The sequence below is a fragment of the Pseudoflavonifractor sp. AF19-9AC genome (assembly GCF_003478995.1).
In the GTDB taxonomy this organism is placed as follows: Bacteria; Bacillota; Clostridia; order Oscillospirales; family Oscillospiraceae; genus Lawsonibacter.
In genome coordinates, this window is record NZ_QUGI01000002.1 from 258,363 (window position 1) to 273,631 (window position 15,269).

The window sequence follows — 15,269 nt, forward strand, 5'->3', positions numbered from 1 at the left end:
CCCGCGGCCTGAGGAGGCCGCCCAACGTGGGAGGGACAGAAAAGTCCCGCCAATGGGCCTTCGGCCCAACCAAACCACATTTATAATGGAGGTGCTCTTTCGTGGCACAGAAAGTAACTGGATATGTAAAACTGCAGATTCCCGCCGGCAAGGCAACCCCCGCTCCCCCTGTTGGTCCCGCTCTGGGCCAGCACGGCGTGAACATTGCCGCCTTCACCAAGGAGTTCAATGAGCGCACCAAGAACGACGTGGGCATGATCATCCCCGTCATCATCACTGTGTACGCCGACCGCTCCTTCACCTTCGTGACCAAGACTCCCCCTGCTGCCATTCTCATCAAGAAGGCCTGCAACATCGAGTCCGGCTCCGGTGTGCCCAACAAGACCAAGGTGGCCACCATCAGCAAGGAAGACGTGCGCAAGATCGCCGAGACCAAGATGCCCGACCTGAACGCCGCCAGCGTCGAGGCCGCCATGAGCATGATCGCCGGTACTGCCCGCTCCATGGGCGTCGTCGTGGGCGAGTAAGGAGGGTGCAGAAATGTTTAGAGGCAAGAAGTATCAGGACAGTGTCAAGAAGATTGACAAGAACACTCTGTATGACACCAACGAGGCCATGGGCCTTGTGGTAGAGACCGCTACCGCCAAGTTCGACGAGACCGTCGAGCTGCACGTGAAGCTGGGCGTTGACTCCCGTCACGCCGACCAGCAGGTGCGTGGCGCCATCGTGCTGCCCCACGGCACCGGTAAGACCCAGCGCGTGCTGGTTTTCGCCAAGGCCGCCAAGGCCGACGAGGCCCGTGCCGCCGGCGCCGACTACGTAGGCGAGATGGACCTGGTGGAGAAGATCCAGAAGGAAAACTGGTTCGACTTCGACGTGGTCGTGGCCACCCCCGACATGATGGGCGTTGTGGGCCGTCTGGGTAAGGTTCTGGGCCCCAAGGGCCTGATGCCCTCCCCCAAGGCCGGCACCGTCACCATGGACGTGACCAAGGCTGTCAACGAGATCAAGGCCGGTAAGGTTGAGTATCGTCTGGACAAGACCAACATCATCCACTGCCCCATCGGCAAGGTCTCCTTCGGCGCTGAGAAGCTCTCCGAGAACTTCAACGCCATCATGGGCGCCATCATCAAGGCCAAGCCCGCCGCTGCCAAGGGCCAGTATATCAAGAGCTGCACCGTGGCTTCCACCATGGGCCCCGGCATCAAGATCAACGGCGCCAAGCTGGCTTAAGTTAAGCGTCTGAGCCGTCGCGAGCAGCACGGATGGACCGGAGCGAGGCCTGCAAACCAGGACGGGCAAATGCCCGGCCGTTTGCGGGCCGAGTCGCAGGGAAGCCGTGCGTCGTGAGCAGGCGAAGCGTGATATCAGGCTGACAGCCCAACTTTTTCCCAATTTGTTCTCTCCCCCGGACAGGTTTTGCTTGACAAAACCTGTCCGGGGTGATAGAATCTCCTATGCGTTCAAAGACAGCAGGTATCCGGCTTGCCGGATGTAAGTCCTGCCGAGAGTGCTTTCAGAAGAATACTTTTGATTGTACTGTCCTCCTGTCCTTTGACGCGGAGGATTTTTATTTTGTTGGAGGTGAATCCAAAAATGCCTAACGCAAAGGTCCTTTCCGAGAAGCAGGCCATCGTGGCCGCCCTGACCGAGCAGCTGCAGAATGCCGCCAGCGGCGTTCTGGTTGACTACAAGGGCATCACCGTGGCTGAGGATACCGCTCTGCGCGTTGAGCTGCGTAAGAACGACGTGCAGTACGGCGTGGTGAAGAACACCCTGACCCGTTTTGCCATGAACAACGTCGGTCTCAGCGAGCTGGACGACGTGCTCAACGGCACCACTTCTCTGGCTACCTGCGCCAGCGATCCCATCGCTCCCATGCGTGTGATCAACAAGTTCGCCAAGCAGCTCAATGGTAAGTTCACCATCAAGGGCGGCTTCATGGACGGCAAGGTGATCTCCCTGGAGGAGATCATGGCTCTGGCCGAGCTGCCCTCCAAGGAGACCCTGCAGGCTCAGGCTCTGGGCATGATGCTGGCTCCCATTACCAGCCTGGCTATCGTCCTGAAGGCCATCGCCGAGAAGAACGGCGAGCCCGCCGCTGCCGAGGAGGCTGCTCCCGCCGAGGAGGCCCCCGCTGCCGAGTAATTCGGCCCTTTGCTCCTGCGTGGAGCTTACAAACATTATTTTAAAATCAAACCATTTATTTAGGAGGTATTTTCACCATGGCTAGTGAGAAGATTACTGCCCTCATCGAGGAAGTGAAGGCCCTGACCGTTCTGGAGCTGTCCGAGCTGGTTAAGGCTCTGGAGGAAGAGTTCGGCGTGTCCGCCGCCGCTATGGCTGCTCCCGCCGCTGGCGGCGCTGCTGCTGAGGCTGTCGAGGAGAAGACCGAGTTTGACGTGGTTCTGGCTGGCTTCGACGCCGCTGCCAAGATCAAGGTCATCAAGGCTGTCCGCGAGATCACCGGTCTGGGCCTGGCTGAGGCCAAGGCTGTTGTCGAGGGCGCTCCCAAGGCTCTGAAGGAGGCCGTGTCCAAGGACGAGGCCGAGGAGATGAAGAAGAAGCTGGAAGAGGCCGGCGCCAAGGTCGAGCTGAAGTAAGTTTCTTCCCTCAAACCGTACAAAAAAAGATGAGAGGCTTTTGCCTCTCATCTTTTTTTATGTTCACAGCAGCAGCGCGATCAGGGGCAGCGTGACCATGCACAGCAGACTGGACAGGCAGACCATCCGGGCCGCCAGTTCCCGGTCGCTCTCATAGCGCTGGGCCATGGCGGTGACCACCGCCGCGCTGGGCATGGACATAATAATGAGAATCACGCTGGTAATGAGGGGATTGGGAATGGGCAGCAGCAGGAGCAGCACCCAGGTGAGCAGCGGCAGGAGAATGAGCCGGGTCACCACACAGGTAATGGCGTCCCGGTCCCGGAACAGGCTGGGCAGGGGGCTGGCTGCCAGGCTCATGCCCGTAATCAGCATGGACAGGGGCGTGGTGATGTTGGAGAGATGCTGCAAAGGGGTGAAAATGACCTCAGGCACAGGGATCTGGGCGGCATAGAAGATAAGGCCCAGCAGGATGGCTCCATTTACCGCACTGAACAGCACCTGCTTCACCGTCAGCCGAGTTTTCTCCCCGCCGGCGCATCGGTCCAGGGACACCTGAGTGGCTCCCAGGCTGTACATCAGAATGTTGAAGGGAATGCCCAGCATGACGGCCAGGGCCAATCCCTCATCCCCAAAGAGGGCATAGGCCACGGGAAAGCCCATAAAGCCGTTGTTGCAGAAGGTGGCCGCCAGCATCCAGACGCCCTGCCGCCCCTTGGGCACCCGGAACACCCGCACCAGCCCGGCGCTCACCGCTGCGTAAAGGAAAAACAGAACCGTGCTCACCACCACGATAATCACAGCGTCCCGGACAAAGCTGGGATCAAAGGGCCGAATCATAGAGGTGAAGATGGTGGCAGGCAGGGCCACCTTCAACAGCAGACTGGTGAGGGCGCCGGTGGAGGACAGGGGCACCAGTCCGCCCCGCACCATGCCGTAGCCCACCCCAATGAGCAGAAACAGGCCCACCAAGTTGGACAATAATACTTCAATTGACAGCTGCGTATCCGCCGCCTCCTCTCTCATGCAAGGGAAAACCGCCGGTTATACCGGCGGTTTTGTGTTGGATCTCCAAATGATCAGCGGTTCTTGAAGCCGGGCAGCTTCTCCTTATTCAGGAAGGCAGCCATGGCGTCCTTCTGATCCTCGGTGGCAAAGCACAGGGCAAAGGCCTCGCTCTCATAGGCCACGCCGGTGTTCATGTCGGTCTGCAGGCCCTTGCGGATGGCGGCCTTGGACTGGCGGACGGCCACCTGGGCGTTGGCGGCAATGGCGTTGGCCAGCTTCAGGGCCTCCTCCATCAGCGCCTCGGGGGCATAGACCTCGCTCACCAGGCCGATCTCCTTGGCCCGGGCGGCGTTGATGTTCCGGGCGGTGAGGATGAGCTCCATGGCCCGGGAAGCCCCCACAATCCGGGGCAGGCGCTGGGTGCCGCCGAAGCCGGGGGTGATGCCCAGTCCCACCTCGGGCTGGCCGAACTTGGCCTTCTCGCTGGCCAGACGGATGTCACAGGCCATGGCCAGCTCGCAGCCACCGCCCAGAGCAAAGCCGTTAACGGCGGCGATGGTGGGCTTGCTGAGATTCTCCAGCTTCAGGAAGACCCGGTTGCCCAGCACGCCGAAGGCCTTGGCCTGGGCGGCGGTGAGCTGGGACATCTGGCCGATGTCCGCGCCGGCCACAAAGGAGCGGCCCGCGCCGGTGAGCACCACAGTGAGAATCTCCTCGTTCTCCTCCACCTGGTCCAGCACGGCGTCCAGATCCCGGAGCACCTGGTCATTGAGGGCGTTGAGGGCCTCGGGGCGGTTCATGGTAACGACGGCCACGGGGCCATTCTGCTCAAGGGTCACAAAAGCCATGATTGTTTCCTCCTTAAATGTTCCGTTTTCTGCGGGGGCGCCCCGTAGGGCACACATCCCGGTGATTCAATGGCACTATTATAATGCGTACAGAACAAAACCACAAGCCTCTTTTCCCCATTTCTCCCGGGGCATGAACGGGCGGCAGGGTGAATACTCTGTTGGAGAAGGAGGGATGGCAGTGGAGGAGCGCAGACTGTCCGCCGGGCGTGGGGCCCTGTTTCTGACGGCGCTTGGGGCGGCGTCCCAGCTGCTGGGCTTTGGCTACCGGGTGGCCCTGTCCCGGCTGGTGGGGGCCCAGGTGATGGGGCTCTACCAGCTCATCATGCCCGTCTACTCGGTGCTGCTGTCCCTGACGGCGGTGGGACTGACGGCGGCGGTGTCCAATCTGGTCCCCCAGCATCTGGCCCTCCAAAACAGCCGGGGTGCCCACCAGACTCTGCGCACCTGTCTGCGCCTCTTCTTCCTGCTGCTCATCCCCCTGGGCGCTGCGGTCATTGGGGGCTCCGACTTCATCTCCGTCCGTTTTCTGGGGGACGCCCGGACCCAGCTGGGCCTCATCCTCCTCATCCCCTGCACCGCCCTCACCGGGGTGGAGAATATGCACAAGCACTTCTTCTACGGCTCCGGGCTGGTAAAGCCCCCGGCGGTGGTGGAGCTGCTGGAGCAGCTCATCCGCACCGGGGCGGTGCTGGGGCTGCTGGTGCTGTTTCTGCCCCAGTATCCCGAGCGGGTAGTGGGCCTCATTGTGTGCGGCATGGTGGTCTGCGAGGTGTTCTCCTCCCTCACGCTGCTGCTCCTCTGCCGCCGCCGGAGACACCGTCTGGGGCTCGCCGGGCCGGGGGAGACCTCCGGGGCCCGCCGCCGGCGCATCGCCGCCATTGCCCTGCCTGTGGGGGCCAACGCCCTGCTGGGGAACCTGCTGGGGGCGGCCAACGCCGCCCTCATCCCTCAGAAGCTGGTGGAGGGGGGCATGGCCCGGGAGGCGGCCATGGCCCAGTTCGGCGTCATCTGCGGCATGACCCTGCCCATGCTGGCCCTGCCCACAGTTTTTCTGGGCCCCCTGAATCTGGTGCTGGTCCCCCGGCTGGCCCGGGCCTGCGCCCTGGAGCGGAGGGGCGAGGTGAGCCGTCTGGCCGGGCGGGCCATGGGGGTGGTCTCCCTCCTCACGCTGCCCTCCATGGCCCTGATGGTGGTGCTGGGCCCCGATCTGGGGCGGGTCATGTTCAACCAGCCGGATGTGGGGGAGTTTCTCATCCCCCTGGCCGTCACCATGGCCCTGAGCTGCTACTGCTCGGTGCTGGGCTCCATTCTCAACGGCATCGGGCAGCAGAAGGCGGTGGCCGCCGTCTCCCTGCTGGGGGGCGGGCTGCAGCTGCTGTTCACCATGGCTCTGGTCCCTCTGCCCGGGGTGGGCATGGGGGGCTATGTGGCCGGAGCCTTGGCCTCGGCGGCGGTGGAGACAGTCCTGTGTCTGTGGCTGGCGGTACGCCGGGCGGGGCTGCGTCTGGCCCTGTTCCGGTGGCTCACCGCCCCGGGGCTGGCCGCCCTGCTGGCCGCCCTCAACGCCAATCTGCTGCTCCGGGTGCTGAAGGACAGCGGCCTGTCCCCCCTGGCCGCCGGGCTCTCCTGCCTGGTGTTTGCCTTGGTACTCTATCTGGCTGCCCTCCACGCCCAGGGGGTCTCCCTGCTCCGGGCGCTGTCTGTGGGGCCCCGGAGGGCAAAAAAATAGACGCCCTCCGGCGTCCTCCCTTGTCCCCAGGCAAAGAAATAACCCTTGACTGCCCGTTTCGTAATCCGCTGCAGCCAAGGGTTATTTCTGTGAACTCTTGTTATCTAACATCATATGGTTACCTCTCTTTCTATTGAATGGCCACATACCGTTTCATTGCTCGGCTTCCCTGAAATCAAATTCTCAACCTGATTTGTAACCGCTGTTGCGATTTTAACTTCCTCATACGTGAGGCAACGGACGTTGGAATGTTTTCTTTGGATAGCCTGCTATTGATGATGGTATGCGCATACCCTGTGTCAAGCTGCCTGGTCTACATTCGAATCGGATGTGGCTTGGGGTTCTCCTTTCCTGGGTCAGGGTTCCTTGCTGTTTTGCGGAGGTTCCTTTCCTCTGGTCAAGGGTCCTGCTTTGGTGCCGCACCATGTTTCGATCGGATGCGCGTTTTGCTGGGGTTCTTACATATTCTTGCGTCTGACCTTGCATTCTGACGTCAGGTGCTGGGGTTCTACTTAGTACATGGGACTCATCCTTTCTGGCTATAATGTAGCACATCACCACACTGATGTCAAGGAGTTTTTGTGTGATTTTTTAATCTCTATGATGTTTTTACAAAACACATTGTGCAATTCATGCACTTTTTACAAAGAAGGAGCGTTTCAAGGGTCATTTCCCTTAAAACGCTCCTTTTGCAAGTTTACTCCATTCCGCCCTCAGCTTGCCGTCCCTCCGAAAAGCAGCGTCGGGTTCCAGAATGGGCGGGGGAGCTCGAGGGGACGGCAGCCCGCCTCGTATGGAATCAAATTCCCCGCAGTCCTTGCTGCGCAAGGACTGCGGGGAGCAAAGCGAGGACTTTTTTGACAGACTGAGGGCGGGGGCCCGGGAATTCCCGGGCCCCCGCCCTGTTGGTCTTACATCTGGTCCGGCGGAGGGTCCCCCGCCAGGGTGTCCATAAAGCAGTAGTAGGGCTCCAGAAACCGGAAGCCCTCCAGAATCTGGTCGGCCAACTCCGGGGTGAACAGCAGCCCCTCGCAGTTGTGATCGCTGGACAGCACAATCTGCCGCCGGTTATACCAGGGGAAGAGCAGCGGACCGGGGTCGCCCTTGGGGCGCTTATATTCCGCCCCCTCCAGCACAAACTCCTCCTGCCGGTTCAGGCGGCGGGCCAGCGTCTCCAGGGACTTGGGATCCCGGTCGATGCGCGCACGGAGCTTGGCCATGGTCAGGGGCGTGGGGTCGTAGGCCCCCATGCCGTAGCTGTAATACTCCGGGGCCAGCTCAAAGTAGAAGCAGGGGGCGCCGCCCTCCGACTGGCCGGGCCGCCGGAGGGAAAACCACATATGGTCCTTATAGGGCCCGCGGCCATAGAGCCGCCGGGCATCCCGGTAGATGCGGCTGACCTTCACCATAAGGTCCAGCTTGGGGTAGGCCTCATGCATGGCCTCCCCCACCTGGGCGGCCAGCTCCCGCAGGGGGGCGTCCACCAGGGTGAGGTATTCCTGCTTATGCTCTAAAAACCAGCTGCGCTCGTTGTTGAATCGAATCCCCCAGAGAAAGTCCACGCTGCCCTGGGAAAAGCCTTGAAACATGAAATGGTTCCTCTTTCTTTCGTGGGATGCAATGCCTCAGGCGGCCTGGCTGCCCGAGGGGTTCTGGGCGGAGGAGGAGCTGCTGGCTCCCCCCTGTCCGCCCGCTGTTCCGGTGCCGGGGTCGGTGGTGCCGGTACCCGGATCGGTGGTTCCCGTGCCGGGATCCGTGGTGCCGGTGCCAGGATCCGTCGTTCCGGTTCCGGGGTCGGTCGTTCCAGTGCCAGGATCGGTGGTTCCCGTGCCGGGATCTGTGGTGCCGGTACCGGGGTCAGTGGTTCCGGTGCCGGGATCGGTGGTCTCGCCGGGCTTGGGGGGCTTTCCGTCCACCCAGGTGGAGGGATCACCGTCGGCGGGGTTATAGAGGATGGTCTTGGGACGCATCTTGTACTTGCTGAAGCCCATGTCCTGCTTCTCCAGCAGGTTGCCGTCCTTGTCGTACACATAGCGGTAGGTCTGGGAGGACCAGCCAGTGTAGGGGTTCTGCTTGGAGTCCACCTTGGTGGTACCCTGAGGGATGGAGGAATCTGCCTTGTACTGGGTAGTGGGGTCCACCCGGTCAAAGACGCTGCTCTTGGGCACGGCGTAGATGCCCTCATCGTTGGTGCCGTAAATCTGCACGGTGAGGTAGCGGGCGCCGTTCTTATCGTAGCTCTTGGTGACGATCTTCACCGGATAATCGGTGCTGTTTTTGAAGCGGAAGTCGGCCGCACCGTAATAGACGGTGGCGTCCATGCCCTGGGTGACGTAGCCGGTGTTGTAGGTATGGGCGTGGCGCTCCACCACCTCCAGATTGGTGTGGAGGACGGCGTAGTAGATGGTGGAGGAGGTCTGGCAGATGCCGCCGCCCACCTCGTCCACCGAGTCGCCGCCGGAGTACACCGGGGCGGCCAGATAGCCCTTGTCCGCGGAGCGGCTGCCGGTGGTGTTGTTGTAGGAGAACTCCTCCCCCGGCATGAGCACCACGCCGTTACAGGCGGAGGCGGACAGCTTCACATTGTGCTTGCGGTTGGCCGAGCCGGACACCTTGGTGGTGCCCTCTCCCAGCAGGTCCCGGAACAGCTTGGCCTCCAGGCTCTCCTTGGTCTCCTTGGGCTGGGTGATGGTCAGGGGGATTCGCACGGTCTCCCCCTCGGCGGCCTGGGCAAAGGCGGTCTTGGCCGCCGCCACGTCAAAGTCCACGCCCACCACGGCCTCGCTCACCTCCAGGGTGTCCGGGTCCACCTGAGCATCCTGGGCCTCGGTGTGCAGCTCGGCGTACATGGCGTCAAAATCGGGGTCCTGGGGAGCCGTCTCGTGGGCGGGCAGCTCCACGGCCTGGGGCTGCTGGGCGTTCTCCGCCCCCATGGTGGCGGCCACCGCCTCCCCCAGGGCAGTCAAAACAGTCTCCTGCGCAGCCTGGCGGTCGATGGTGACGCCGGTGACTCCCTTGGTGAGCACCAGCTCTTCCCCCTCTACGGCGTAGCTGGCGTCCACCAGAGCGCCGCCCACCTGCTGGTCGGCCTCGTCCATGAGGGCTTCAAACTGCTGCTGACCGCTCTGGCTCAGGGCAAACTCGGGGGCCAGATCGCACCCCATCCCCATCAGGCGGCCCAGATAGGCTCCGCCCTGGAGCAGGAAGTTCTCCCGGCCCGACTCCCAGGCGCTCTGGGCCCAGGCGTCCGCGTCCAGCTCCACCACGCCGCCATCCAGGGTGCCCTCCCAATGGCCATAGGCCAGAGGCAGGGACACCGACCGGGCGGCATGCTCCAGCTCCTGGGACAAAGTCTGGGCGGCTGCGTCCACGGTCTGTCCCGACACATCCACCCCGGCCACCGAGGTGTGGGGGAAAATGGTCCGGGACTGGCCTGCCCAGGCACACAGGCCCAGATAGGCGGCCGCCAGCACCCCCACCACAACGCCGGCAATGATCAGGCCCTTCTTGGGCTTCCCCGGCTTTTGTTCCACACGTTGTCCTTCCATATGCTTCCCTCCACGCTCCGCCCGAGGGCAAAGCGCTTTATAATCTGAATCCTTTGGCGGCAAAAGGCCGCGTTTAGCAACATTATAGCACCAGATTCCCGGTGATAGCAATTACAGAACAGTTACAATGCCCTCTCTCCCCAGAGCCGCGACAAAAAATACCGCCCTCAGACCATTTACATTTTCCACACGCCGCGGTATGATAATACAAGCGAGAGGGACGGTAGTTTCTTCATGGAATTTTAAGGAGAAATCAATCTCCCTTTGAGCGGAATCTGTTATTCTTATGAACAAACAGAGGGGAAAAGACTATCCAAGTTGCGCGGAGGGAGATTCATGTCGGACTATCAGGACCGTGGAGGACGGAACGGCAGTTTACTTTACTGGATCGTTGCAGCCATGCTGCTGCTGACCGGAGTCGCCGCCCCCATCGGCTTTTTGATGATTGTGTTCAAGCTGCTGGGGGGCACCAGACGGGCGCCCCGGCGGGGCAGCCAGCAGGGCCGCCATCCCTATTACACTCAGCAGGCGGGACAGACCCCGGTGGGGGCCCGCACCTCTGCTCCCTACGCCTCTCAGGAGGCCGAGGGCAGCACGGCCAAGTCCACACGGGGCCGGAAGTCGGCCGCCCAGGACCAGATTGCCCTGCTCACCGGCCAGGCCAAGAAGCTGACCATCATCGGCGGCATTGTGGCCGCCCTCTTCGGCTTTGCCTCCATCATGGCAGTCAGCAGCAGCCTGTGGATTCTGCCCGATGTGACCTGGTTCCTGGAGGAGACACTGCCTGTGCTGTGCTTCTTCTTCGGCGGCCTGGGCTGTCTGTGGGCGGGCGTGCACAAGCGGAAGCAGGCCAGCCGGTACCGCAGCTATGTGGCCATGATCGGCAGCAACAAGTCCGTGTCCATCGCCTCCCTGGCCTCGGCCACCGGCCGCTCCGTGAACCGGGTGCGGGATGACCTGGAGGATATGCTGGACGACGGCATGTTCCCCCGCGCCTTCCTGGACTATGGAGGCGGCATGCTGGTTCTCTCCGGCGGCGGAATCAGCTCCAAGCCGGAGGAGCCCGCCCAGCCCAAAAAGCCTGCCAAGGAGGAATCCCGCCAGGAGCAGGACGCCATTCTGCTGGAGATCAAAGCGGTGAACGACGCGGTGGACAACGAAAAGCTCTCCGCCCAGATTGACCGCATCGGGGTCATCACCGCCAAGATTCTGGAGTATCAGCGGCAGCACCCGGAAAAATCTCCCCAGCTTCACAGCTTCCTGAGCTACTACCTGCCCACCACCCTGAAGATTCTCCGGGCGTACAGCCAGCTGGAGGACCAGGAGGTGTCCGGCGAGAACATTACCTCTGCCATGGAGCGCATTGAGGGCATGATGGATAAGGTGGTGGAGGGCTTTGAGAAGCAGCTGGACCAGCTCTTCCAGGGCGACGCCATGGACATCACCACCGACGTGGAGGTGCTGGAGCGGATGCTGGCCAAGGACGGCCTGTCCGACCAGGACGGCATGTCTCTGAAGCTCTGATTCCTGTAAATAAGTACGCCGCCGGGCTCAAAGCCCGGCGGCGTTTTTCTGTCCTTATTTCGTTACGCGATGATAGGTGACATAGCAGTAGCGGACGCCGTCCTGCTCCATGACCTCCGAGGGCTCCTCCGCCTGCCAGGCCGGGTCCTCGTCCAGGTTAGGAAACCAGCAGTCGGCGGGAAACTCCTTCTGAATTTTGGTCACGTAGGCCGTGTCGCACTGGCCGATGAGGGCGTTGTAGACTGACGCGCCGCCGATGACAAAGGCGTCCTCCGGCGCCTGTGCCAGCAGCTCCTCCATGGTGTGGTACACCTCGCCCCCCTCGGGGGCAAAGTCCGGGTTGCGGGACAAAATCAGGTTCCGCCGCCCCTTCAGGGGCCGTCCGCCCGGGAAGGTGGCCATGGTCTTCCGCCCCAGAATCAGGGGGTGGCCCATGGTCAGGGCCTTGAAGCGCTTCAAATCCTCCCTAAGGTAGATGAGCTGGTCGCCATCCTTTCCGATGCCCCAGTTCTCATCCACCGCTACAATGACATTCATAGCTGTGCCTCTCTTCACTCTGTTCTCACACCGCAACGGGGATCTTTTCCCCGATGGGGTGGGCCTGGTAGCCCTCCAGAGAGACGCTGTCCTTGGTGAAGGCATAGAAGTCGGTCACCGTGGGGTCCAGGGTGAATTTGGGGGCGGGGTAGGGCTCCCGCTCCAGCATCTGCTCCACCACGGGCACATGGCGGTCGTAGATGTGGCAGTCGGCGATGACATGGACCAGCTCCCCGGCCTCCAGGCCGGACACCTGGGCGATCATGTGCAGCAGCACGGCGTACTGCATTACGTTCCAGCCGTTGGCGGTGAGCATGTCCTGGGAGCGCTGGTTCAGAATGCCGTTGAGGGTGTTGCCGCTGACGTTGAAGGTCATGGAATATGCACAGGGGTAGAGGGCCATTTCGCTCAGGTCGTGGTGGTTATAGAGGCTGGTCAGGATGCGCCGGGAGCCGGGGTCGTGCTTCAGGTCCCAGAGCACCTTGTCCACCTGGTCCATGTCCCCCTGGGGATAGTGGTGCTTCACCCCCAGCTGGTAGCCGTAGGCCTTGCCGATGGAGCCGTTCTCATCCGCCCAGGCGTCCCAAACGTGGCTGCTCAGGTCATGGACGTTGTTGGACTTCTTCTGCCAGATCCACAGAAGCTCGTCCACCGCCGACTTGAGGTATTGCTTGCGCACGGTGAGGATGGGGAACTCCTCCTTCAGATTATAGCGGTTGACCACACCGAAGAGCTTGATGGTGTGGGCGGGGGAGCCGTCCTCCCACCGGGGCCGGACCGGGCGGTCGGTGTCCCAGACACCCTTAGACAGAATATCCTTACAGTTCTGAATAAACACCTGATCGGCGTAACTCATGGCTAAATCCTCCTGTAATTTGCTGCTTTGCGTCCTTTTATTGTACCACAGGCTGTCCCCCTTGGAAAAGAGGTTTTTTGCCTTTCTGTGTTGAAATGTTCCCGCCGGACATGGTACACTGGTTCCAATGAAAAAGGACGGGACGGACAGGCGGTTTTTCCGCTCCGGACCGGTCTGTATGGAGGTACATTATGTCCTGCAAAGAGGAATTTATTGAGATTTTCAAAGAGAACATCACCCGGGAGGGCGCGGACAAGCTGCTGGACTACCTGGAGCACAAGAGCGACTTCTTCACCGCCCCCGCCTCCGCCCGGTACCACGGGGCCTACGAGGGCGGGCTGTGTGAGCACAGCCTCAACGTGTACCACTGTCTGGTGGACTACCTCCAGCGGGAGCGGGTGCAGGAGCTGTACGGCCTGGAGTACAGCCCCGAGTCTATCGCCATTGTCTCCCTTCTCCACGACCTGTGCAAAATCGGCTGCTACAAGAAGGGCTTCCGCAACGTGAAGAACGACGCCACCGGCCAGTGGGAGAAGGTACCCACCTACTCCTTCGATGACCCCCTGCCCTACGGACACGGGGAGAAGAGCGTCTACATCACCAACGGCTTCATCCGCCTCACCCGGGAAGAGGCCATGGCCATCCGCTGGCACATGGGCTTCTCCGGCCCGGAGGACAACCGCACCGTGGGCCAGGCTTTTCAGAAGTACCCCCTGGCCTTCGCCCTGGCCACCGCCGACATGGAGGCCTCCTACTTCCTGGAGGGGGAGGAGAACTGACCTCCGCCCCACTGAACGCAACACGCCGCGGCACCGGAATCCTTCCGGCGCCGCGGCGCGTTTTGTTTTTCCGGCTCACCGGGCCTCCCGGCGGGCGGCCATCAGCTCGGTGAGGGTGTCCAGCCGGGTCTCAAACTGGGCGGGGGAGAAGGCTCCCGGGTCCCCCTGGTCGCCGTCAAAGCTGACCACGGGGAGCTCCAGCTCGTCCCGCAGCCGCCGCTCCACCTCCTGGAGGTCGCCGCACCAGGGGCGGCAGGACCGGTTATAGTGGACGAGCACGCCGTCCACCCCATAGCGCCAGCACAGCTTTGCCCGCATGGCCACCCCCTCCTCCAGGGACACGCCGTTGATGGTCTCGCAGTAGGCCCGGGCCAGGCTCTCCAGATCCTGGCAGCAAAAGCCCAGGGAATGGCTGATGGGGTCGGCCACCACCCGGATGTGCCGCTTGTCCAGCAGCTCCACCACCTGGCCCAGCACCGGCCAACAGGGGGTGCCCTCCCAGTAGATGCGGTATTCCTCTCCCTCCGGCCTGCGGGCGGCCAGCTCCCGGGCCAGCTCCAGCAGCCGCTCCTCCATCTCCGGACGGCATCGGCCGGTGACCATCAGGGGCATGTAATCAAAGATCTCCATGCTCCGCAGGGGAGAGGGGCGTGCCATGGCACAGTCCAGCACCCGCTGCCAGGCCCGGGCGGACCGCTCCTCCCAAAGGCAGGCCTCCTGAAACTTCTGGGGGTCCCACTGCTGTCCCGTCAGCTCCTCCAGCTGGCGGATGGCCGCTTTTAGCTGCCCCAGCAGATAGTTTACCTGCCCTTGGGAGACCTGGCTCTGGCGGTAGGGGAAATTCAGCAGCACCAGGGGGACCTGCAGCGTCCGGGCCATGGCCTCATACCACTGCACCATGCCAGAGCAGATGTTGTCGCAGCACAGCAGCACATCGGGCTTTGGCAGTCCCCCGTCCCAGGCCAGGGCCATGCCCATGCGCACATAGGAACAGAGGTCGGCGCAGTAGCCCAGCCCCTCGGCCCGGCGGCAGAGCCGACCGCTCTCTCCCTTCCCGGCGGCGGCCGCCGCCGCACTCTCCGGGCAGATGACCTCCATACCCAAGGCCGCGGGGATCTCCAGGGGGAATTTGGTGGACATCCAGGCCACCGGCTTACGGGCGTTCATGGCCGTCTCAGCTCCGCTGGACGGCCCGGCTCATGGCGGACATGGCGCCGTTCTTCTTCAGAATATACACCAGCACCCAGGCGATGATCGACCCGGTGACCGCCACGGTCATGAAGGGGATGAAATAGGTGAAGAGGCCGCAGGCCTTGCCCAGGAAATACCGGGCAATGGGGAAGGCCAGGATGGAGGCCACCACGCCGGTGCCGATCATCTCGCCCAGGCAGGCCGCCCACACCCGATGGAACCGCTGGTACAGAAGGCCCGCCAGCAGAGCGCCGCACATGCTGCCGGGGAAGGCCATAATGGTGCCGGTGCCCAGCAGGTTGCGGATGAGGCTGACGCAGAAGGCCATAGCCAGGGAGTACCAGGGCCCCAGGAAGACACCGGCCACCACGTTGACCACGCTCTGGGTGGGGCAGCAGCGGGTGAAGCCCACGGGGATGGACAGAGTACCTCCCACCACGCCCACGGCGGTGAGAATGCCCGCCAGCGCCACGGACATGGCCAGGCGGTTCTCCTTCGTGTAATTGGACATAAAAAAACACCTCTCTTGTAAAGTTCATGGGGGAATACCGCAAAACAGAGCAGCGACATCCCTCCGGCGGCATAACGCCGCATACAGGGTCCCCGGGCCGGACACACACCGCCCCGCGGGGTTCGGTCGAGG

15 protein-coding genes are annotated in these 15,269 nt (G+C 62.4%); 7 read left to right on the forward strand and 8 right to left on the reverse strand.

Annotation, left to right across the window (positions count from 1 at the left end; genetic code table 11):
• The first annotated feature begins 101 nt into the window (after window positions 1–101).
• The 4 genes from rplK (at window position 102) to rplL (ending at window position 2,603) form a co-directional block, all read left to right on the forward strand.
• Window positions 102–527 (forward strand): 50S ribosomal protein L11, encoded by a 426-nt coding sequence (rplK, locus tag DWX58_RS04050; protein WP_118641718.1) that lies wholly within the window; start codon window positions 102–104, stop codon window positions 525–527.
• Window positions 528–540: 13 nt separating this feature from the next.
• Window positions 541–1,233, forward strand: coding sequence for a 50S ribosomal protein L1 (rplA, locus tag DWX58_RS04055; protein WP_118641719.1), 693 nt, complete (start codon window positions 541–543; stop codon window positions 1,231–1,233).
• 363 nt (window positions 1,234–1,596) lie between these two features.
• On the forward strand, window positions 1,597–2,148 hold the full coding sequence (gene rplJ / locus DWX58_RS04060; protein ID WP_118641720.1) for a 50S ribosomal protein L10: 552 nt from the start codon (window positions 1,597–1,599) through the stop codon (window positions 2,146–2,148).
• Between the two features lie 77 nt (window positions 2,149–2,225).
• Window positions 2,226–2,603, forward strand: coding sequence for a 50S ribosomal protein L7/L12 (gene rplL, locus DWX58_RS04065; protein ID WP_118641721.1), 378 nt, complete (start codon window positions 2,226–2,228; stop codon window positions 2,601–2,603).
• A 63-nt stretch (window positions 2,604–2,666) separates the two neighbouring features.
• On the opposite strand, the gene DWX58_RS04070 is transcribed toward rplL, so the two are convergent.
• Both DWX58_RS04070 and DWX58_RS04075 read right to left on the reverse strand, forming a co-directional pair.
• Entirely contained in the window at window positions 2,667–3,584 is a 918-nt protein-coding gene (locus DWX58_RS04070) for an AEC family transporter (protein ID WP_199648678.1), read from the reverse strand.
• A 98-nt stretch (window positions 3,585–3,682) separates the two neighbouring features.
• Complete coding sequence (locus DWX58_RS04075) at window positions 3,683–4,459, reverse strand: enoyl-CoA hydratase-related protein (RefSeq protein ID WP_118641723.1); 777 nt, start codon at window positions 4,457–4,459, stop codon at window positions 3,683–3,685.
• Window positions 4,460–4,640: 181 nt separating this feature from the next.
• On the opposite strand from DWX58_RS04075, the gene DWX58_RS04080 reads away from it, so the two are divergent.
• The gene (locus DWX58_RS04080; RefSeq protein ID WP_243093246.1) at window positions 4,641–6,191 is read left to right on the forward strand and encodes an oligosaccharide flippase family protein; all 1,551 of its coding nucleotides are present in this window, start codon (window positions 4,641–4,643) and stop codon (window positions 6,189–6,191) included.
• Window positions 6,192–7,102: 911 nt separating this feature from the next.
• On the opposite strand, the gene DWX58_RS04085 is transcribed toward DWX58_RS04080, so the two are convergent.
• Both DWX58_RS04085 and DWX58_RS04090 read right to left on the reverse strand, forming a co-directional pair.
• On the reverse strand, window positions 7,103–7,780 hold the full coding sequence (locus tag DWX58_RS04085) for a DUF2461 domain-containing protein (protein WP_118641725.1): 678 nt from the start codon (window positions 7,778–7,780) through the stop codon (window positions 7,103–7,105).
• A 36-nt stretch (window positions 7,781–7,816) separates the two neighbouring features.
• The gene (locus DWX58_RS04090) at window positions 7,817–9,739 is read right to left on the reverse strand and encodes a VanW family protein (protein ID WP_118641726.1); all 1,923 of its coding nucleotides are present in this window, start codon (window positions 9,737–9,739) and stop codon (window positions 7,817–7,819) included.
• 336 nt (window positions 9,740–10,075) lie between these two features.
• Between DWX58_RS04090 and DWX58_RS04095 the strand changes: the two genes are divergently transcribed.
• Window positions 10,076–11,263 (forward strand): 5-bromo-4-chloroindolyl phosphate hydrolysis family protein, encoded by a 1,188-nt coding sequence (locus tag DWX58_RS04095; RefSeq protein WP_118641727.1) that lies wholly within the window; start codon window positions 10,076–10,078, stop codon window positions 11,261–11,263.
• Between the two features lie 54 nt (window positions 11,264–11,317).
• Here the strand turns inward: DWX58_RS04095 and DWX58_RS04100 are convergent, their stop codons facing one another.
• Complete coding sequence (locus DWX58_RS04100; protein WP_118641728.1) at window positions 11,318–11,800, reverse strand: dihydrofolate reductase; 483 nt, start codon at window positions 11,798–11,800, stop codon at window positions 11,318–11,320.
• A 25-nt stretch (window positions 11,801–11,825) separates the two neighbouring features.
• Window positions 11,826–12,656, reverse strand: a complete 831-nt coding sequence (thyA, locus tag DWX58_RS04105; RefSeq protein ID WP_118641729.1) for a thymidylate synthase — start codon at window positions 12,654–12,656, stop codon at window positions 11,826–11,828.
• Between the two features lie 191 nt (window positions 12,657–12,847).
• On the opposite strand from thyA, the gene DWX58_RS04110 reads away from it, so the two are divergent.
• Window positions 12,848–13,435, forward strand: a complete 588-nt coding sequence (locus tag DWX58_RS04110) for a hydrolase (protein WP_118641730.1) — start codon at window positions 12,848–12,850, stop codon at window positions 13,433–13,435.
• Window positions 13,436–13,510: 75 nt separating this feature from the next.
• Here DWX58_RS04110 and DWX58_RS04115 read toward each other — a convergent pair whose 3' ends face one another.
• Both DWX58_RS04115 and thiW read right to left on the reverse strand, forming a co-directional pair.
• Window positions 13,511–14,602, reverse strand: coding sequence for a 2-hydroxyacyl-CoA dehydratase family protein (locus DWX58_RS04115; protein WP_118641731.1), 1,092 nt, complete (start codon window positions 14,600–14,602; stop codon window positions 13,511–13,513).
• A 7-nt stretch (window positions 14,603–14,609) separates the two neighbouring features.
• Entirely contained in the window at window positions 14,610–15,137 is a 528-nt protein-coding gene (gene thiW, locus DWX58_RS04120) for an energy coupling factor transporter S component ThiW (RefSeq protein WP_243093247.1), read from the reverse strand.
• Between the last annotated feature and the right edge of the window lie 132 nt (window positions 15,138–15,269).